General features: G+C 70.4%; 19 protein-coding genes. 6 read left to right on the forward strand and 13 right to left on the reverse strand.

Annotated features, from left to right (window positions below; translation table 11 throughout):
- Positions 1–8: 8 nt before the first annotated feature.
- The 11 genes from BLT28_RS14530 to BLT28_RS14580 all read right to left on the reverse strand — a co-directional run bounded on the left by BLT28_RS14530 (position 9) and on the right by BLT28_RS14580 (position 12,666).
- Positions 9–1,148 (reverse strand): MFS transporter, encoded by a 1,140-nt coding sequence (locus BLT28_RS14530; protein WP_043811442.1) that lies wholly within the window; start codon positions 1,146–1,148, stop codon positions 9–11.
- Positions 1,138–2,352: an ATP-grasp domain-containing protein gene (locus tag BLT28_RS14535; protein ID WP_030429564.1), complete on the reverse strand. Its 1,215-nt coding sequence runs from the start codon at positions 2,350–2,352 to the stop codon at positions 1,138–1,140. The genes BLT28_RS14530 and BLT28_RS14535 overlap by 11 nt, the downstream gene beginning before the upstream one ends.
- Positions 2,349–3,392 carry a pyridoxal-phosphate dependent enzyme gene (locus BLT28_RS14540; RefSeq protein WP_030429563.1) on the reverse strand — a complete coding sequence of 348 codons (1,044 nt, stop codon included), beginning with the start codon at positions 3,390–3,392 and terminating at the stop codon, positions 2,349–2,351. The genes BLT28_RS14535 and BLT28_RS14540 overlap by 4 nt, the downstream gene beginning before the upstream one ends.
- Positions 3,385–4,296, reverse strand: a complete 912-nt coding sequence (locus tag BLT28_RS14545) for a GHMP family kinase ATP-binding protein (protein WP_052407305.1) — start codon at positions 4,294–4,296, stop codon at positions 3,385–3,387. The genes BLT28_RS14540 and BLT28_RS14545 overlap by 8 nt, the downstream gene beginning before the upstream one ends.
- Before the next feature lie 87 nt (positions 4,297–4,383).
- Positions 4,384–5,061 carry a GntR family transcriptional regulator gene (locus BLT28_RS14550; protein ID WP_052407304.1) on the reverse strand — a complete coding sequence of 226 codons (678 nt, stop codon included), beginning with the start codon at positions 5,059–5,061 and terminating at the stop codon, positions 4,384–4,386.
- A 50-nt stretch (positions 5,062–5,111) separates the two neighbouring features.
- Entirely contained in the window at positions 5,112–5,585 is a 474-nt protein-coding gene (locus tag BLT28_RS14555) for a nitroreductase family deazaflavin-dependent oxidoreductase (protein ID WP_030429560.1), read from the reverse strand.
- A gap of 10 nt (positions 5,586–5,595) precedes the next feature.
- Entirely contained in the window at positions 5,596–6,582 is a 987-nt protein-coding gene (gene egtD / locus BLT28_RS14560; protein ID WP_030429559.1) for an L-histidine N(alpha)-methyltransferase, read from the reverse strand.
- Positions 6,583–6,592: 10 nt separating this feature from the next.
- A complete protein-coding gene (gene egtC / locus BLT28_RS14565; RefSeq protein ID WP_030429558.1) occupies positions 6,593–7,333 on the reverse strand; it encodes an ergothioneine biosynthesis protein EgtC in 741 nt (246 codons plus the stop codon).
- A 4-nt stretch (positions 7,334–7,337) separates the two neighbouring features.
- On the reverse strand, positions 7,338–8,660 hold the full coding sequence (egtB, locus tag BLT28_RS14570) for an ergothioneine biosynthesis protein EgtB (RefSeq protein WP_030429557.1): 1,323 nt from the start codon (positions 8,658–8,660) through the stop codon (positions 7,338–7,340).
- Positions 8,657–9,883: an ergothioneine biosynthesis glutamate--cysteine ligase EgtA gene (egtA, locus tag BLT28_RS14575; RefSeq protein ID WP_030429556.1), complete on the reverse strand. Its 1,227-nt coding sequence runs from the start codon at positions 9,881–9,883 to the stop codon at positions 8,657–8,659. The genes egtB and egtA overlap by 4 nt, the downstream gene beginning before the upstream one ends.
- A 233-nt stretch (positions 9,884–10,116) precedes the next feature.
- Entirely contained in the window at positions 10,117–12,666 is a 2,550-nt protein-coding gene (locus tag BLT28_RS14580; protein ID WP_231950783.1) for a PQQ-dependent sugar dehydrogenase, read from the reverse strand.
- Between the two features lie 248 nt (positions 12,667–12,914).
- Between BLT28_RS14580 and BLT28_RS14585 the strand changes: the two genes are divergently transcribed.
- Positions 12,915–13,508, forward strand: a complete 594-nt coding sequence (locus tag BLT28_RS14585) for a TetR/AcrR family transcriptional regulator (protein WP_030429554.1) — start codon at positions 12,915–12,917, stop codon at positions 13,506–13,508.
- A 2-nt stretch (positions 13,509–13,510) separates the two neighbouring features.
- Here BLT28_RS14585 and BLT28_RS14590 read toward each other — a convergent pair whose 3' ends face one another.
- Positions 13,511–14,041, reverse strand: a complete 531-nt coding sequence (locus tag BLT28_RS14590; protein ID WP_030429553.1) for a DUF1707 SHOCT-like domain-containing protein — start codon at positions 14,039–14,041, stop codon at positions 13,511–13,513.
- Positions 14,042–14,231: 190 nt separating this feature from the next.
- On the opposite strand from BLT28_RS14590, the gene BLT28_RS14595 reads away from it, so the two are divergent.
- The 4 genes from BLT28_RS14595 to BLT28_RS41940 all read left to right on the forward strand — a co-directional run bounded on the left by BLT28_RS14595 (position 14,232) and on the right by BLT28_RS41940 (position 16,714).
- On the forward strand, positions 14,232–15,527 hold the full coding sequence (locus tag BLT28_RS14595) for a cytochrome P450 (RefSeq protein WP_030429552.1): 1,296 nt from the start codon (positions 14,232–14,234) through the stop codon (positions 15,525–15,527).
- A 53-nt stretch (positions 15,528–15,580) separates the two neighbouring features.
- Complete coding sequence (locus BLT28_RS14600; protein ID WP_030429551.1) at positions 15,581–16,108, forward strand: helix-turn-helix domain-containing protein; 528 nt, start codon at positions 15,581–15,583, stop codon at positions 16,106–16,108.
- A gap of 28 nt (positions 16,109–16,136) precedes the next feature.
- Entirely contained in the window at positions 16,137–16,331 is a 195-nt protein-coding gene (locus tag BLT28_RS41935) for a PIN domain-containing protein (protein WP_231950784.1), read from the forward strand.
- 134 nt (positions 16,332–16,465) lie between these two features.
- On the forward strand, positions 16,466–16,714 hold the full coding sequence (locus tag BLT28_RS41940; RefSeq protein WP_231950785.1) for a hypothetical protein: 249 nt from the start codon (positions 16,466–16,468) through the stop codon (positions 16,712–16,714).
- Between the two features lie 73 nt (positions 16,715–16,787).
- Here the strand turns inward: BLT28_RS41940 and BLT28_RS14610 are convergent, their stop codons facing one another.
- Positions 16,788–18,266, reverse strand: a complete 1,479-nt coding sequence (locus BLT28_RS14610; protein ID WP_030429550.1) for a peptide MFS transporter — start codon at positions 18,264–18,266, stop codon at positions 16,788–16,790.
- Between the two features lie 245 nt (positions 18,267–18,511).
- Between BLT28_RS14610 and BLT28_RS14615 the strand changes: the two genes are divergently transcribed.
- Positions 18,512–19,540 (forward strand): LacI family DNA-binding transcriptional regulator, encoded by a 1,029-nt coding sequence (locus BLT28_RS14615; RefSeq protein WP_030429549.1) that lies wholly within the window; start codon positions 18,512–18,514, stop codon positions 19,538–19,540.
- The last annotated feature ends 47 nt before the right edge of the window (positions 19,541–19,587 follow it).

Raw genomic sequence — 19,587 nt, forward strand, 5'->3', positions numbered from 1 at the left:
GAACCTAGTCACGTGCCGCTGCGCGCCGCGACCCCCGTCGAGCTGCGCCGAAGACGTCGCACCAGAAGAAGTAGCGGCGGCAGGAGGACGCACTGCGCCGCAACGAGATACCAGAACGTCGTGCCGCCGACGCCGTCGTAGAGCACTCCGCCGACCAAGCCGCTCACGAACGCGCCCAGCCCCGCCGCGAGCCGTTGCTGCCCGAACACCACGGCGGCCGACCTCGGCGTGGTGTCCAGCGCGACCAGCTCGTTCTTGAGGAACAACACGATGTCGCCCAACGTGATCAGCACCGCCCCGACGAGGATCGCGTGCGGCATCACCGCCATGCCCGCGGCGAACCCGGCGAAGCCCACCAACAGCGCGTAGCGGTACGGCATCCGAGCCACCACGCCGGAGACCAGGGGCTGCACCACGATGACGAGCCCGGCGCTGACCAGCAGCACCACCGAGTAGAACTCCGGCGAAGTCCTCGGCACCGCGAACACGGCGAGGAAGTGCTGCATGAAGAAGTACAGGTAGAAGCTGATCGCGCTGGCGCAGAACGGAACCAGGCTCAGCCCCGCCAGAGGTGAGGCCTCCCGCTGTACCGGGACCGGTCGCTCCGGGAGCAGCACGTGCCCACAGGTCATCGCCAGGAACAGACCGCTCACGACGGCGAAGACCAGCCCCGGCGCGCTGAGCACGAAGGGGCCCGCGAGCAAGGGTCCCGCTGCCATGCCCGCGTTGAGCGCGGCGCTGCTCGCCGACAGGAACAACGCCCTCCGCTCCCCGGTGACACCCTCCACCAGGTAAGCCTTGTTGGCGGGCAGGTAAAGCGCCGCTCCACAGCAGGTCAGCACCAACGCGAGCACCGCGGCCGGTGACCAGCTCAACCCGGCGAGGAAGCAGCAGAACCCGGCGGTGCGCACCACCAGCGCCAGCACCATCGCGCGCTGCACACCGATCCGCTCCGCGACCGCGCCGCCCACGATGCCGCCGGAGAACTGCACCAGTGATGCCACCGCGAGCACCACGCCGACCGTGCCCATGCCCAAGCCGAGGCGCTCGTGCAGGAACACCGACATGAACGGCAGCACCATGAAACTGCCGAGCGGGATCAGGAACGAGCTGACCAGGAGGAAACGCGCCGCGGGATCAAACTTCACTGGTGCGCACCCGAAGCGTCCCGGCCGCGGCGACGACGCGGTGCACGGCCAGCTCGGCGGTCTCGGCCTCGGCCAGCACCATGCCGACGCAGCCCCGATGATCACCGAGGTGTTCGATGCGGTCCCCAGGTCGCTTGGTCGGCAACCACTCCGGCGCGCCGGGCAGCCGGTCGAGTTCGGAAAGCCCGCTCACCTCGGTGAAGACGCCTGTTTCCTCGGGGTAGCTGAGGGTGAACGCGACGGCCGGACCGCCGGGCAGCTCGGTCCCGATCAGCTCGGGCCGCTCCCCCAGCGCGAGCTGCACTGCCGCGCGGTAGACGTTGTACCCCAAGGCGCGGCACATCGACTCCGCCACCTGAGCGCCGCCGATGCGGGGGTTGATCTCGATGACCTCCGGCCCCTTCGCGGTCATCGCGAACTCCACGTGCGCGAAGCGGTCGGTGTACCCCACGGCCGCGAGCACCTTGCCGACCCACGCGGACAGCTCGGCGCGTTGGTGCTGCGGGAAGGCGACGGGGAAAGCGGTCACCGACTCCACGAACCGCGGCGGCGGGCTCATCAACCGACTGGAGACACCGAGCAGCCGGGTGTGCCCGCGCCAGGTCAGCGTCTCGGCACTGTAAACCGGCCCGTGCAGGAACGGTTCGGCCAGCAGCGTTCCGGTCAACGTCGCCGCTTCGGCCTCGGTGCGCAGCACGGCGAGATCCGCCTCGTCCCGCACGAGCCACACGTTGCGGCTTCCTGTCCCGGCGGAGTCCTTGACGACCGCGGGCAGGCCGGTCGTGCGGCGCAGCAACTCGACGTCCAGCTCGGCCACGGTGACCCGTTCCGCCCGGCCCGAGGACAAACCCTTCTCCCACAACAGGTTCCGCACCGCGGACTTGTCACGGGCGAGCCGGACCCGCTCGGCCGAGAGGCCGGGAAGACCGAACTCCTCGGCCAGCTCCGCCCCGGTGACCGCCCACGTGTCGGTGGAGCTGATCAGCCCGCGCACGCCGGGCACCGCGTCGATCGCCTTGCGCACCGCGTCCCGGTCGAAGGTGTCCACCACGACCACGTCCAGCCGGTCGTCCGGCAGTGAAGCCAGTTCGTGGTGGTAGAACCCGGGATCCTGGGTCAGCAGGCACAACCGCTGACCGAGATCCGATGCGGCTCCGACCAGCCTGCGCAGGCCGAAGGTGAGCGATTCCAACACAACGATCATCGCGCTGCTCCTGAGCTGGTGAGTGCGCCGCGGCTCCACGATCTGCGGTTCCACGACATCGCCGACCACGGCATCACGAGGTCGGCCGGATCGGTGATCTCGGTCGGAGCGAGGTCGCGCACGTCCGCTGCCTCCGCGTGCCTGGCGAAAACACGCTCCACATAACGGTGTCCGGTGTCGGCGGCGATCACCAGGTGCACGCGGCGGGGGTCCCGCTCGGCCTCCCACCGGCCGACGAGGTGGGCCGCGCCGGTGGAGAGCCCGGCGAACACCGCGTGCTCGCGCAGCAGCGCCACCGACCCCGCCATGGCGTTGGTGAAACCGAGCCAGTGCATCCGGTCGTACAGCTCGTGCCGGACGTTGCCGAACTCGATCGCGCTGCCGATGCCCGCGATGATCGCCTCCGGGTCGCTGTGCGCCTCGCTGCCGAAGGTGACGCTGCCGAACGGCTGCACCCCGATCAGCCGGACGGTGTCGTCGGCGCGCCGCAGGTAGGTCGTGAGCCCGCCGGTGGAGGCGCCGGACCCGACCCCGCCGACCACCGCGAGCGGGCGCCCGCCGAGCCCGGCACCGGCCAGCTCCTCGGTCACCTGCTCGGCCACCTCCGCGTAGCCGAGGTAGTGGATCCGGTCGTGGTACTGCCGCATCCAGTGCACGTCGTGGCGCTCGGCCAGCAGCTCCATCACCCTGGCGACGCGCCGGTCCTGGTCTTGCCGCAGGTCGGTCGACGGCGGGACCTGCTCGACGGTCGCGCCGAGGATGTCCAGCTGCGCGCGCACCGTCTGGTCCACCGTCGTGGAGGCGACGATGTGGCAACGCATCCCGTAGCGGTGGCAGGCCAACGCGAGCGACACCGCGTAGATCCCGCTGGAGCTGTCCAGCAGTGTCTGTCCTCTTCGGACGATCCCGTTGTCGAGCAGCCACCGCACCGCGGCCAGCGCCGAGTAGATCTTCATCGTCTCGAACCGGACCAGCACGACGTTGTCGGCCAGCCGGACCAGGCGCGGCACCGACAGCGCGTCGGCGATGTGGTCATGCACGGTCGAACCCCCCGGAGGCGAAGCTGCACTGCATGCCCAGCGATCGGAAGAACGCCGACAGCTCGTCCATCAGCACTCGCGAGGGCCGCCGCTGGAAGAGGTAGCCCAGCAACGAGCCGGTGTGCGCGACGAACACCCCGTCCGCGCCGAAGCGCCGCCGCTCGGCCAGCACCTCCGCGAACCCGTCCTTGGGCAGCACCCGTTGGGAGAGCATCGCGCTGTGCGTGGAGGCGCGGGCGATCCGCCCGTGGTCCGCGGCGGCGAACCCGGCCAGCAGCTCCTCCAGGCAGTCCACATAGGACTTCTCGTGCTCCGCGTAGTGCTCCAGCAGCAACGGGGTGACCCCGGCGGTGTCGACGGCGGCCCCGGCGGAGACGAAGCAGGTGTGGAAGCCGACCCGCGCGCCGAGCGGGCGCACCACCTCGTGCCGGGCACTGAGGTAGAGCGCGAACTCGTCGAGGAAGACGCTGTCCGCGCGCTCGATCGCGGACAGGATCTTGATCACCACGTCCTGGTCGTAGCGGATGCCCGTGAAGCGGTAGAGGCAGCGCAGGGTGGCCACGATGTCGGCGGTGGAGCTGGCCATGCCGACCCCGACCATCAGCTCGGAGTGGGCGCTCCAGGTCCCGGCGGGCAGCTCGGTCCCGTAGTGCCACAGGAACAGCTCCGCGGCGCGGGCGGCCTTGGACTGCGCGGGCCGCGGCCGGGCGGTGCCGCCGTCCGGTGTGAAGTAGGCCCAGGCGTGCCGGTCCACCGGAAAGGACACCAGGCCGATGGCCCGCTCCCCGTTCCGCGTCACCGGCCCCTGGAACAGCTCACCGAGGGTGCCGTGGCAGACCCCGGAGCTGACCAGGGGGAATCCGGTCCGCGCCCTCGGCGCCGCCACGCACGGTATGGCGCTCATCGGGACCTCCTTCGCGTCGAGGCGGCGACTGTATACAGCTGCATACACCCGGCGGAAGCAAAGAATCTTCGATCCCGAAAGGCTTGACTAGCCGTCCGAACGCGCGTTCCGGCGAGCGGTGTTCATGTGCTCCCGGGACAGCCGCGCGGCCTCCTCGCCGTCGCGGCGAGCCAGTGCTGCGGCGATCTCCTCGTGCTCGGCGAGCACCTCGTGGACGAATTCGGTCGAACCGAAGGCGCGGCTGCTGGTCCGCACCACGAACGCGTTGAGCTTGTCGGCGATGCGGCTCAGGGTGCGGTTGCCGGCGACCGCGTAGATCTCCGCGTGGAAGTCCAGGTTCGCCTCCACCATCCCGGCCAGGTCGCCCGCGGCGAGCCCGTCCCGCACCCGGTCGTTGGCGCGGTGCAACCGGGCGAGGCTGTCACCGGTGATCCGCTCCGCGGCGAGGGAGGCGGCGAGGCCGTCCAGCGCCGCCCGCACCTGGAAGATCTCGTCGGCCTCCTCGGGTCCGACCGCGACCACGACCAGGCCCTTCAGCGCGTCGGGGGCGATCAGGCCGTCGGCGGTCAGGCGCTTGACCGCCTCCCGGACGGGGGTGCGGCTGACGTTGAACCGGGCGGCCAGCCGGGTCTCGACGAGGCGGCACCCGTCGGTGAGCTGACCCGAGACGATGCGCTGGCGCAGCGCGAGGTACACCCGCTCACCGGTGCTCAGCTCCTCGTCCCCGGCCAGCGACCAGCACCCGGCGACCTCGCCTTCCGACATCAGACCCCCACCATCGCGGTTCGCGTGCGCCAGGAGCCTAACCGAGCGGATCAGCGCCGAACGGTCAAGAGGAACACCCTGATCCGCCGCGAACCGGCCCGCTCGGCGTAGGTGTCGTAGGCGGGCCAGTGCTCGGTGATCCGCTGCCACAGCTCCTCGCGCAGCTCCCCCTCGGCCAGCTCCGCTCGCACCGCGATGGTCTTCGCCCGGACGACCGCCTCGGCGTCCGGGTCGGCGATCAGGTTCGCCGACCACGCCGGGTGCTTCGGCCCGCCCCAGTTCGAGGCGGTGACGATGAAGCCGCGCGGGTGCGGCACGTAGAGCAGCGGCACCGAGCGCGGTTGCCCGCTCTTGCGCCCCGTGGTGGTCAGCAGCATCGACGGCAGGCCGAGCAGCGCCAGCAGGCTGATCTTGCCCTTGGTCCGGCGCTGCACGGCGAGGTCGACGGGCACGAAGGCCCGGCCGAGGTCGGAGAACCACTTCTGCCGGCCGAGCCGACGCGCCACCGCGGTAATCGGATTCACGTTCCGTAGGTTACCCGCCAGTAGTCGCCGTCACCTGCGCGAGTGCCACGGCGAAGCGGCCCGCCGAGTCGGTCCAGAACCGGCGCAGCGCCAGCCCGGCCGCGTGCAGCTCGTCGGCCAGCCCCTGCCTGCGGAACTTCGCCGAGGTCTCGGTGCGCAGCTCCTCCCCTTCGTCGAAGGACAGGTGCAGCCCCAGCTCGGTGACCGTCACCGCCATGGCCCGCCGCGCCCGCAGCCACATCTCGATCCGCTCGGCCTCGGTGTTCCACCGCGCGACGTGGTCGAACGCCTCGACGTCGAAGTCCGCGCCCAGCTCACGGTTGAGCACGTGCAGCACGTTGCGGTTGAACTCCGCAGTCACGCCCGCGGCGTCGTCGTAGGCGGGGACCAGCACGCCGGGGTCCTTCACCAGGTCGGCCCCCAGCAGCAACCACTCCCCCGGCCCAAGGGCGTCGTGCACGGAGCGCAGGAACACCGCGCGCTCCTGCCGCTCCAGGTTGCCGATCGTGCCGCCGAGGAAGGCGATCATGCGGTTGGGCACGGCCGGGATCGCGTCGAGGTGGGCGGTGAAGTCGCCGACCACCCCGTGCACCTCGACGTCGGTGTACTCCGACGCGATCGAGGACGCGGCCATGGCCAGCGCGCTGGTCGAGACGTCCAGCGGCACGAAGCGCTTCAGCAGCCCCTGCCGGTGCAGCGCGTCCAGCAGCAGCCTGGTCTTCTCCGAGGAGCCGGAGCCCAGCTCCACCAGCGTCTCGGCCCCGGTCACCCGGGCGATCTCGTCGGCCTCCCGGTCGAGCACCTCGCGTTCGGCGCGGGTCGGGTAGTACTCGGGAAGGCGGGTGATGTCCTCGAACAGGGCGCTGCCCCGCGCGTCGTAGAACCACTTGGGCGGCAACCACTTCGGCGTTGCGGTGAGACCGGCGAGCACATCGGCGCGCAGGGAGCGCGCGGCGTCGGCCTCGGTGTGGTGCAGGTCCAGCACGAGCTGTGGCATGGCAAAGCTCCTAAAGGCTCTCGGTGTCCACAGTGGACTCTGTGGCGAGAACGAGTTGTTTGTCCGACAACGCCGTCCAGTCGGGGCTGTCGTCGATGGGTTCGGAGGAGACCAGCACGCCGTCGCCGGTGTGGCGCACCGACAGCGCGTGGTCCCAGGTGGTCGCGGCGAGCTGTCGCCCGTTGGTGAGCATCAGGTTCAGCCGTGAGCGCGGAGCGGCCGCGTCGACCTCGGCGACCACCTCGGCCAGTGCGTCGCCCGGCGGCACCCCGGCGCGCAACCGGTCCCGGACCAGTGCCCAGAGCACCGCCGAGTCGGTCGGCGCGTCCAGGGTCATCAGGTCCACGGTCGGCAGCCGCGCGGCGAGCCCGGCCAGTGACACCGGCCACCCGTCGACGCGGCCGTTGTGGCTGAACAACCACTCGCCGTCGGTGAAGGGCGCGTTCGCGGTCTCCACCACGGGCATGCCCACCGTCGCCGAGCGCACCGCGGCCAGCACCGCGCCGCTGCTCGTCGTCCCGGCCAGCGAGGCGAACACGGTGTCGCTCCACAGTGGACGGACTGTTCGGTAGCGGGTCGGCTCGGGCCGGGTGGGCGTGTACCACCCGACGCCGAAGCCGTCCGCGTTGACGGTGCCGCCGCCGCGCATGTCCTCCGGCGCCCAGGACTGGCGCATCAGCGACCGCGGCGGCAGCAACAGCAGCTCGCCCAGCAGGATCTCCCTGCCGAGGTAGCCGAGGTGTCGGCACACGGGGCTACCCCAGCTCCCCACCCCCTGGCGTTCGCGCGCACCGGAACCCGGAGAAGATCTGCCTGCGGATCGGGTAGTCCCAGTTGCGGAACGTGCCCCGGCAGGCCGCGGGGTCGGTGCCGAAGCAGCCGCCGCGCAGCATCTTGTAGTCCGGGCCGAAGAAGACCTCGGAGTACTCGCGGTACGGGAAGGCGGCGAAGCCCGGGTAGCCGTGGAAGTCGGTGTCCACCCACTCCCAGACGTCACCGATCAGCTGCCGCACGCCCAGCGGCGACGCACCCGCAGGGTAGCTCCCGACCTCCGCGGGCCGCAGGTGCCGCTGGCCGAGGTTGGCGTGCTGCGAACCGGGATTCTCATCACCCCAGGGGAATCTGCGCGAGCGCCCGCTCGCGGGGTCGTACCGCGCCGCCTTCTCCCACTCCGCCTCGGTGGGCAGCCGCTTGCCCGCCCACCGCGCGTACGCCTGCGCCTCGTGGAAGCTGACGTGCACGACGGGCTCCGCGTCGCGCACCGGCCCGACCACGCCGAAGCAGTCGCGCAGCCACCGGTCCCCGTCCCGCCGCCAGTACAACGGCGCGCGCAGGTTGGCCTTGTTGCGGTGTTCCCAGCCCGCCTCGGTCCACAGCTCCGGCCGCTCGTAGCCGCCGTCGGCCATGAACTCCTGGTACTGCCCGCAGCTGACCGGCGTGGTGTCGATGAAGAACGCGTCGACGTGCACCTGGTGCGCCGGGCGTTCGTTGTCCAGCGCCCACGGTTCGGTGGACGTGCCCATGGTGAACGGTCCGCCGGGCACCAGGACCTCGTGCGGCAGAACGGTTCTGTCCGGCTCGGGCGGGTCGGGCGCGTGCAGCACCGCAGGGCCCTTGCGGGTCTGGTGGGTGATCAGCATGGTCTCGTCGTGCTGCTGCTCGTGCTGCACGAGCATGCCGAAGGCGAAGGCGTTCTCGACCAGCCTGCGGCCCGCCAACGGCACTCGGTCCACGACGTCCATCGTCTTGCGCCGCACCTGGTCGACGTACTGGCGCGCCTCGCCGGGCTTGAGCAGCGGCAGCGCGGGCCGCGACGCGCGCGAGTGCTTGAAGGCGTCGTACAGCTCGTCGATGTCGCTGCGCACCGCGGGCAGCCCGCCGACATCGCGCACCAGCCACAGCTCTTCCTGGTTGCCGATGTGCGCGAGGTCCCAGATCAGCGGCGACATCAACGGCGAGTGCTGGCGCACCAGCTCGTCGTCGTCGAGCACGTCGGTCAGCGCGGCACTGCGCAGCCGGGCCCGCTCCAGCTCGGCGGCGGCCTTGGCGCGCAAGGACTCCTGCTCGGTCGTCGTCATGCCCGATCACCCACCCGCGAGTCCAGTGTGCCGTCCAGCATCTCGTCCACCAGCGCGGTCAGGTCGGCGGGCAGTCCCAGCGCCGGGATGGCGCGCCTGCCCAGCTCGAAGACCCGCGCGGCGACCAGGGCCAGCACCGGGTCGGCCAGTCCGTACCGCGCCGCCGCCTCCCAGCGGTCGGCCGCGTCCACCGTCACGTCCAGCACCGCGTCCACAGTGGACTCCCGGTGGAACAGCGCGGTGAGCAGCACCAGCGGCACCACCCACTCGCCGGTCGGTTGCGCGTCCAGGTAGCGCACCTCGATGTAGCCGCGCGGCCGGACCGGCGGGAACATCGTGCTGATGTGGTAGTCGATGTCGTCCGTGGTCGGCGGCGGGACGATCGCCCCGTCCACCCAGTCGCCGAGCGTGACGCCGGGCGGTGGCGACCAGTCCTCCCCCGGCCGGCGCAGGCACACCAGCGGCGTGTCCAGGGCGTGCCGCGCCCACAGCCTCGCCGGATCGGCCCCGACCGGCGCGGGCGAGGTGCGACCGGGATCGGTCCCGGCGACCTCGCGCATCCTGGTGGAGGCCCAGCCGGTGCGCGCGCCGCCCAGTTCGGGGGAGTTGGCGAAGGCCGCCGTCAGCACCGGACCGAGCGCGTGCACCGCGGCCCAGCGCACGGGCACCCGGTGCGGCTCCCCCGCGTCGAGGCACACCTGCAGGCCGGCGGTGCTGCACATCATGGTCCGGCCGTGCGGGCCGATGAGTTCGAAAGCGCGCTCCATCGCCCGGTAGCGGGGCGTGTCCAGCAAGCGCTTCTGCGGGCGGAACGGGTCGGTCCCCCTGGTGCCGAGCACGAGCCCGCAACGGCGCAGGAGTTCGGCCACGTAGGCGATGTCGGCAGAGGCGACGGAGATCAGGGTGCTCAGTTCGGGCTGCGGCGCGGTCGAGATCTCGACCTGTCCGCCGGGCTCCACGGTGAGCAGCGAACCGTTGGGGAGGGGCAGGTGCGGGCCGCTGAGTTCGGCGGGCGCGTGGGCGCCGAGGGCGGCGACGAGGTGGTCGGTTTCCAGCGGTCTTCGCGGGTCGTCGGCGTGGTGGACGGTCCACTCCAGCTCGACGCCCACCAGGCTCGGAGGCCCTGTCTTGAAACAGATCGAGGCGATGTAGGCCTCGGCGTGCGCCCGGGTGCTGACGACCTGGGCGCTCGGCGGCGCGGTGCGCGTGGTCAAGATGATCACTCCTCGACTGGGGTCATCCCGAAGCTACACACGCCCTCTGACAGCCGCACCCCTTCGAGCGTGGCGCCGCCGCACGGGCGACGACTCGAAAACCGGGCTTCACCAGGGGATCATCACCCGTTCAGCCCCGATACACCCGCACTCCCGCCCCTCGCTCTGCACCGATCCGGTTGTGGACCCAATGCGCCATTCGTTACCTCTGACGCAACGAATGGCGCATGGGGTTCGTAGCTCTACTGGGTGGACGCGTTGGACTTGCCGTTGAGCACCACGCTCGCGGAACTGTTGGCGCTGATGGCGTTCTGGATCGTGTCGAGGCCGCTCGCCTGGGTCACGCCCGGCACGGTCGCGGTCCTCATCGCGTACAGGGTGAACGTGTACGGGTTGGTCCGCCCACCCGGGCACGGGCCGAAGTACTGGGTGCTCACCTCACCCGACCCCATGGCTTTCTGTTTCGCACCACCGCCTCCGGGCACCGCGAAGCCCTTGCCGAGCTTCTCCGCGAGCGCCGTGGTGGTCGCCGGGATGTCCCAGATCGCCCAGTGCCGCTTGTTGCCGTTGTCGACGCGATCGGCGAAGACGATGGCGTAGCTCTTCGCCCCGGTCACGCCGGGCGCCCAGCTCAGCGGCGGCGAGGTGTCCTGTCCCGCCTTGCCGTCCCCGGCACAGGTGTACTTCGCCGGGATCATCGCGTTGTCCGCGAACGCCGGGCTGGTCAGCTTGAACTCACCGGGCTGCGTGCTCCCGCCGGTCAGTTCGACGTGGAAGATCCGGTCGTTGTCGGCGGTTCCGTCCTTGTCGGTGGTGGTTGTCAACCAGAGCCCGCCCGTCGGTGACTTCTCCACGGTGCGCAGGCGGCCGTAGGAGCCCTGGAAGTACGCCTTGGGCGTTTCCACGCCGTCACCGTTGATCTTCATGCGGTACACGCGCTGCCCGGTGGTCTGCGCGATGAAGATGTGGTCGTCGACGATGGTCAGCCCGCTCGGCGAGTTCGACCCGGTCGGCGCGAAGGTCCGCGCGGGACGGATGAATCCCGGCTTGGCGCAGCCACCGCCGCCGAGCCCGGTCGCGGTGCCCTCGCAGTCCGACCAGCCGTAGTTGCCGCCCTTGACGATCAGGTTCAGCTCGTCCATCTGGCTGTTGCCGAACTCCGTCGCCCACAGGCGACCGCGCGAGTCGAAACCGAGGCCCTGGACGTTGCGGTGGCCGTAGCTCCACACCGGGTTCCCGGCGAACGGGTTGTCCGCGGGCACCCTGCCGTCCGGCGTGATCCGCAGGATCTTGCCCGCGGTCGAACCGAGGTTCTGCGCGTTCTGGTGCGCCTGCGCGTCACCGGTGGCCACGTAGAGCATGCCGTCCGGACCGAAGCGCAGCCGCCCGCCGTTGTGGAAGCGGCTCTGCGGGATGTTGCCGAGCAGGACCTGGTAGCTGGACTGGACGAGCGCGTTGTTCTCGTACTTCATCCGCGCGACGCGGTTGCCCTGGTTGGACGAGTGGTAGATGTAGACCCACTTGTCCGAGCCGAAGTTCGGCGACACCTCAAGCCCGAGCAGGCCGCCCTCGCCGCCCGTGGTGACGGCGTTGGGCACCTTGCCCGCCGGCGTGCGCTGCCCGCTCTGCGTGAGCTTGAAGACGTTGAAGTTGTTGCGCTCGCTGACCAACGCGGCACCGTCGGGCAGGAACGCCACACCCCATGGAACGTCCACATTGGACGCGATCGTGGTCACGCGGCCGGGCTCGACACCTCCCCCGCCGCCGGGCGGAGCGGTCGTCACGGTGATCTCGTTGCTGTTCGCGGAGCGGTTGCCCACCGCGTCCCGCGCGCGGACCGTGAACCTGTAAGCCGTGCTCGGGCTGAGGCCACCGACCTCGCCCGCGGTCCCCGTGGCAGTGGCCGCGACCTGACCGTCACGCAGGATCTCGTAGCCGGTCACGCCGACGTTGTCCCGCGAAGGACTCCATTGCAGCCCAACGCTGTTCGGCCCGACTGTGCCGCGCGCGAGGTTCGTCGGAGCAGAGGGCGCCTCGGTGTCCTGCTGCGCCGGCGGCGTCTTGATGACCACTTCGTTGCTCGCCGGGGAGACATTGCCCGCGGCGTCCTTGGCGAAGACAGTCCACTGGTACTCGGTGTTCGGCGCGAGGCCGTCAACCGTCGTCGACAGTCCGGTCACCGACTTCATGTGCTGACCGTGCTGGTAGACGTCGTAGCCGACAACGCCCACGTTGTCGCGCGACGCGTCCCACGCGAGCGCTACCGTGCTCGGTGTCGCCGCACCGTTGGAACGCAGATTCGTCGGCGCAGTCGGCTTTTCGGTGTCAGCCGCGTCCACGGTCAGCTTGTCCGTGTTGGGCCCGCCTTCCGCCGTCGTTGCCGTCGCGCGGATCTTGTTCTGCCCGGCGGTGAGCGTGGCGGTGACGGTCTTCGTCTGCCAGGTCGTCCACGCGCCGGTCCCGGGGAAGGCAACGGCGTTCGCGGAGATCGCGCCGTTCACACTGATGTCGACCGGCCGGTTGACCGTGGTTCCGTTGGCGTAGCGCAGGGTCAGCGAATACGTCCCCGCCTGCGCCGCGGGGACCGTCCACTCGACGTAGCTGCCGGTGACGTTGGTGTAGTTGACGAATCCCCTTCCGGAGAACCCGCCGTGATTGGACTCGACCGCGCCCTGGGAGATCTGCGCGTCCTCGGCCTCGTAGTCGGTCGGCGCGGCGTGCGCGGGGATCGGGATGATCGTCGCGGCTAGCGCCACGGCCAAGGCCATGGACCAGCTGGACTGGACAGCCACGGTGCCTCCAGATGATGAGGGCTTGCAGGGGTGGCGGCGGTCCGGCGAATAAGTATGGAAACTTGCCAGATCTCACCACCGCGCCCGCGCGACGCACAAGACCGCGCGGTAAGCGCTTCCCGCAAATCCTCCGAACGGATTCGGCCATCCGGGGCGGGCGGCGGTACCGTTCGCCCCGTCGCGTGAGGTCTGGCCCAAAACGTACGTACGGATTGCACAAGGCGCACAGCGGCTGACACCATCTGCGGGTGCCCAGGGTCAGCCAGGACCACCTCGACGCCCGCCGCCGCCAGATCCTGGACGGCGCGCGGAGCTGCTTCGCCCGCCACGGCTACGAGGGCGCGACCGTGCGCAGGCTCGAGGAGGCCACCGGCCTGTCCCGCGGAGCGATCTTCCACCACTTCCGCGACAAGGAGTCGCTGTTCCTCGCGCTGGCCGAGGAGGACGCGCTGCGGATGGCCGAGGTCGTCGCCGAACAGGGCCTGGTGCAGGTGATGCGCGACCTGCTGTCCACGCCGCAGGACATCGGCGGCGAGCACCCCGTGCACTCGCTGGCGACACGCCTGGAGGTCACCCGCAGGCTGCGCACCGATCCGGACTTCCGCGCCCGCTGGGCAGAGCGCTCGCAACAGCTCACCGAGGCCACCAAGGCCCGACTGCAGCGGCAGCGCGATGCGGGCAACCTCCGCGACGACGTCGACGTCACGGTGCTGACCGCGTTCCTGGAACTGGTGCTCGAAGGGCTCGTCTCACACCTGGCGATGGGCCTGCCCGCCGACGACCTCGGGCCCGTGCTCGACGTCGTCGAGGAAACCGTGCGGCGCCACCGCAACCAAGGCTGAGCCTAGCCCCGGTGCACGACCAGCTTGCCGAAGACGCTGCGCCCGGAAAGCCTGATGACAGCACCGGAACTCCCGCTCGCGGGCGCTGAGACGTGGCGCTTGCCGAACACCGCGCCGCCCTCGTCGATCACCACCGCGTCCACTGGAACGGTCAGCACGACCTTGCCGAACGCCGAGGACGCGTTGAGGTCGATCTCCTCCCCTGGGCGCGCGGAGCGCAGATCGATGATCGCCGCGCCGAACACCGCGCGGACGCGCAACGGGCTCGTGCCCTCGGGTGCGCGGATCACTTTGCTGAACACGGCGCTGAGCCGCTTCGGGGTGCGGTCGACGGGCGCGGGCTGGTGCAGGTCGGCGAGCACCGGGCTCAGCTCGCCCGCGGTGCGCGCCGCGTACACCTGCTCGAGCCGCTCGGCGTGCTCGGTCCACGTGAGCCTGCCGTCGGCGACCGCGCGGTTCAGCACGACCGCCGCGTTCTCCCGGTCCTCGTCGGAGATCCGCCGCACGAGCGCCGAGCCGTCTTCCGGAGTCATACCGGCCCCCATCCTCTTGTTGACCAAGATTCTTCAGTTCGGAAAAAAGTCGGTCAAGCTCGGTCGCACGACGGCTACCATCGAGTAACATGTGCTCGCGTCCCGCTCCGGGTCCGACGGCACTCCCGCGTCGGCCGGGCCGGGACGATACTTCTTCGCGGGACGCGGCCCGACCCGGGAGGGACTCGCCATGGGCATCAACGAGGATGTACGGCGGACGGTGTCATTCCTGGTGGAACGCGCGGCTCTGAGCATCTACTCATCGCGGGGCGATCACGGCGCCAAACTGCTGCGCCGGGGTTCGCACAGCCCCTACCCGCTCTACGAGCACATCCGCCGCGACGGCGACCTGGTGCGCAGCAAGCTCCAGCTCTACATCACGCCCTCGTACCGCTGGGCGACGCAGATCCTGCGCGACCCGCGCTTCGGCGTCAGCCAGGTCTCGGCGAGCGACGGCATGCTCATCCCGCTGCCGCCTCGCCCGCCCGAGCCCGTGCACCCGATCGAAGACTCCTTCCTGAGCATGGACCCGCCGGAGCACACGCGGCTGCGCAAGCTCGTCGCGCCGTGGTTCACCCCGCGCGCGGTGCGCGCCCGCTACGAGCAGATCGAACGCACCGTCTCCGGCTACCTCGACGAGCTGTCCAGGCGGTCGCAGTTCGACCTCGTACCGCACTTCGCCGACCGCGTGCCGATCCAGGTGATCAGCGACATGCTCGGCGTGCCCGCGCCCGACCACGAGCGGTTCAGCGCGTGGGCCCGCCAGGTCGGCCCGGCCCTGGACGGCGTGCACTCGCTGTCCGAGCAGAAGCGGCTGGACGGGGTGATCGCCGAGCTGCACACCTTCTTCAGCGAGCTGATCGCCTACCGCAGGCGCTCCCCCGGCGAGGACCTGCTGAGCCAGCTGGTCCACTCCGAAGTGGACGGAGCACCGGTCTCGGACCGCGACCTGCTCGCGACCGCGGGCCTGCTGCTGCTGGCGGGATTCGGCACCACGCTCAACCTGATCGGCAACGGCGCGCTCGCACTGCTGGTCAACCGCGACGCGCGCGAGCGGCTGCTGGCCGACTTCAGCCTCGCCGCCAACGTCGTCGAGGAGACGCTGCGGCACAGCCCGCCGGTGCACTTCACGGTGCGCGCCGCACTGGAGCCGGTCGAGATCGCGGGAACGACGCTCAAGCCCGGCGACCACGTCGCGGTTCTGCTGGCCGCCGCCAACCGCGACCCCAAGGTCTTCCGCAACCCCGACCGCTTCGACATCATGCGGCGCAACGCCCGGGAGCACCTGGCCTTCGCGGGCGGCGTGCACTTCTGCGTCGGCGCGGGACTGGCCAGGATGGAAGGCGAGATCGCGCTGCGCGAGCTGTTCCGCCGTTTCCCGGCATTGCGCCTGGACGGCCAGGTCAAGCGCAACCACGCGCGCCTGCTGCCCACCCTGGAGAGCGTCCCGGTCTCCCTGGTCCAGCGCCGCACGACCGTGCTGTAGCGCTAGTCGAACGAAACGAAAGCTGCTACGTTTTGTTCGACTAGGAGGCGCACATGGGTGAGACACTGCGACAGGAGACCTACCTGCCGGAAGTCGACGAAGGGGAGCAGTTCGCGCGCGTCTACGACTTCCTGCAAGCACACGAAGACGCCGGACATGGCCGTCCTCGCGTTCCCTGCTTCCTCAGCGGCAGCAGCCCCGCCGACCGGGTCGAGCTCCCCGTCGAGCTCTACCGCGTGCTGCGCCAGGTGGTCACCGCCCTCCAAGACGGCCTCGCGGTCACGGTGGCCCCGGTGACGGCGACGCTGACAACACAGCAAGCCGCGGAGTTGCTTGGTGTCAGCAGGCCCACGGTGATCCGCCTCCTCGACGACGAGCAGATCCCGTTCGAACGGGTGAATAGCCACCGAAGGATCCTGCTCCGCGATCTCCTTGCCTACCGTGAAGAACGTCGCGCACGGCAGTACGCCGCCCTGGAAGCCACGGCGGTGGAGGACGACGAGGACGTCGACCTCGCTCTGAGGCGACTGAAGAATGCCCGTCACGAGATCGCGAAGCGGCGGAACAGCGGCACGCGATGATCCCTGAATCGTCCGGAAAGCAGATCACGTGTTCACCGCCCTCCTCGACACCTGCGTTCTCTGGCCGAGCCTGCAGCGCGACTTCCTCCTGTCCCTGGCTGTCGAAGGGATGTATCGACCGGTGTGGAGCGCGGCGATCCTCGCGGAGTTGGAGTACGAGGAGGAGCTCAAGCTCATCGCCAGAGGCGAAGACCGCACCATGGCCGCAGAGCGCGCGAGATGACTCATCACAACGATGAGGCAGGCCTTCGACGACGCGGAGATCCACGGCTGGGAAGGGCTCGCGGGCACATACGGGCTTCCGACCCTGATGACGAACACGTCATCGCGGCGGCCATGGTGGGCGGGGCTGGCGCCGTGGTCACCCACAACGTCAAGGATTTCCCTCAGCACCTGCTTCCCGCGGGAATCGACGTTCTCTCGCCGCAACGATTCGCTGCCGACACCGTCGCGTTGAATCCGGCCCAGGCGCTCGTCGCGGTCACTGCGATCGCCGATCGATCCGGTCGCCGGGGGTGCCCTCGCAGTGGTGCCGAGATCATGGATCGCCTCGAAACCGTATACCGCATGACGGCCGCGGCCGCGCTGCTCCGTCAGCTGACCTGACTCAGCTCAGCCGCCGCCCACGCGGAACGGCCGCCGTCCACTGTGGACGGCGGCCGGTTCCGTTCCGGGAGCGCTACTCCGCGCCGCGCATCAGCTCGCGGATCTTCGGAGCGCTCATCCACAGCAGCACCGCGAGCAGGACCGCCGCACCGGCGAACATGCCGAAGTACAACCCCTCCGGGATGTTGCCGTACAACGGGACGAGCTGCGCCGCGATGCCGTTGCCGGCCGCGATGGACAGGAACCACAGCGCCATCATCTGCGAGACGAACGCCTTCGGAGCGGCCTTCGTCGTCACGGACAGGCCGATCGGCGACAGCAGCAGCTCACCGAGGGTCTGCACCGCGTAGACCGCCAGCAGCCACAGCGGGCTGACCAGACCGCCGATCTTGGTCAGATCGGCGAGCACGAGCAGGCCGAAGGAGGAGCCGATCAGCACCAGGGCGATCGCGAACTTGCGCGGGGTGGTCGGCTGGCGCTCGCCCATCCTCATCCAGATCGTCGCGACGACCGGCGCGAACAGCAGGATGAAGACCGGGTTGACCGACTGGAACCAGGTCGCGGGGAACTCGAGGCCGAAGATCGTCCGGTCCACCTTGTCCACCGCGTACAGGTTCAGCACGTTGGCCGCCTGCTCGAAGATCATGAAGAACATGACCGACGCGAGGAACAGCGGGATGTAGCCCTTGACCCGGGACCGCTCGTCGTCGTCGACCAGCGGGCTGCGCAGCAGCACGGCGAAGTACGCCACGGGCAGCAGGATCGACAGCACGCTGATGCCGTCGATGACCAGCTGGACGCTCATCCAGCCCAGCGCGCTGAGCACGACGACCACCAGGGCCACCGCGGCCAGCCCGGCGCCGATGCGGCCGAGGACCTTGCCCCGCTCGGCGGCGGTCAGCGGGTTCACCGGGGCCGCGGTCGCCGCGCCCAGGTTGCGCCTGCCGAGGACGTACTGGACCAGGCCGAGCGCCATGCCGACGGCGGCGGCGCCGAAGCCGAGGTGGAAGTCCACCTTCTCGCCGAGCCAGCCGGAGACGGTGATGCCGACGAAGCTGCCCAGGTTCACGCCCATGTAGAAGACGGTGAAACCGGCGTCGCGGCGCGCGTCGTGCTCGGCGTAGAGGCCGCCGACCAGCGTGGAGATGTTCGGCTTCAGCAGGCTGGTGCCGAGGATGATCAGCGCGAGGCCGAGGAAGATCGTCGCGCTGCCCGCGGGCACGGCCATGCTGATGTGCCCCGCCATGATCAGCACGCCGCCGTAGAACACCGACCGCTGACCGCCCAGCAGCCGGTCGGCGATCCAACCGCCTGCCAGCGCGGACATGTAGATCGCCGCCCCGTAGGCGCTGACGAGCGAGGACGCCAGGCCCTTGTCCATGCCGAGACCGCCGTCGACGACGGCGGCAGGCAGGAAGAGCACCAGCAGGACGCGCATCCCGTAGTAGGAGAAGCGTTCCCACATCTCGGTGAAGAACAGGGTGGCCAGCCCCCACGGGTGGCCGAAGAAGCCCCGCTGCTGTGCTGGCTTCGTGGATTCCGTGGCCGTCACGATCGACGTCCTCCCTCTGGCAGTGTCGCCCCGAGGGCACGCAGACGCCCGCGCCAACGGCCCCGGTGCCGTTGTCTGGACCATAGCGACTCCGGCCCGGAATCCGTCGAGGGTCGGAAGGACTCAAATCTGTGTGATGTGAGACAACCTCGCGACGGTTTTCCGGCGGGGACGCGCGGCCGCCTTCGCACCGACCCGACGCCCGGACCGTTACGCTGCGCGGTCGACCGGTACGGAGGTGGCGGGTGGTACATCATCAAGTGACGCTGGCCGAGGTGGCCAAGCACGCGAAGGTGTCCTTGGCCACCGCGTCCAGGGTGCTCAACGGCAGCACGCGCCAGGTCAGCGCGGAGCTGCGGGACCGGGTGCTGGCCACCGCGCGCGAGCTGGGCTATCTGCCCAACGCCTCGGCCCAGGCGCTGGCCCGCAACTCCAGCTCGCTGGTCGGGCTGGTCGTGCACGACATCGCCGACCCCTACTTCTCCTCCATCGCCGCCGGGGTCACCAGGGTCGCCGAGGAGGCCGGGCTGATCGTGGTCCTGGGCACCACCTCCCGCGAGCCGGACCGCGAGCTGGCCCTGCTGTCCACGCTGCGCGCGCACCGGGCCCGCGCCGTCGTGCTGGTCGGCACCAGGACCACCGACGACGCCGCGACCCGCAAGCTCGCCGACGAGGTCGAGGCGTTCCAGAAGCAGGGCGGGCGCGTCGCGTGCGTGTCCCAGGCGCACCTGCCCGCCGACACCGTGGTCCCCGCGAACGCGCAGGGCGCGCACGACCTCGCCGCGAGGCTCGCGGAGCAGGGCCACCGGGAGTTCGCCGTCCTCGCCGGGCCAGAACGGCTGCTCGCCGCGCGGGACCGGCTCGACGGCTTCCGCGCCGGACTCGCCGCGCACGGCGTCGAGCTGGCCGAGCGCAACATCGTGCACGGCGCCTTCACCCGCGACGGCGGCCACACGGCCATGCACGAGCTGTTGGACCGCGGCACCGGGGCGCGGTGCGTGTTCGCGGTGAACGACGTGATGGCGGTCGGCGCGATGGCCGCGACGCGGGAGCGCGGCCTGCGCTCCCCCGACGACGTGGCCGTCGCGGGATTCGGGGACATCCCCACGCTGAGCGACCTCGTGCCCGCGCTGACCACCGTGCGCCTGCCGCTGGAGGAGATCGGCGAGCGCGCCGCCCGGCTGGCGCTGGAGGGCGACGCGCCGCTGGAGCCGCGCACGGTCGAGGTCGGCGCGAAGGTCGTGCTGCGCGACAGCACCGCCCTTCGTCACTGAGCCGGGACAGCGGCCTGACGAGCACTTACACTGGTCGGTAACCGTCC

Origin of the sequence: Allokutzneria albata, assembly GCF_900103775.1 — a bacterium.
Taxonomy (GTDB): Bacteria; Actinomycetota; Actinomycetes; order Mycobacteriales; family Pseudonocardiaceae; genus Allokutzneria; species Allokutzneria albata.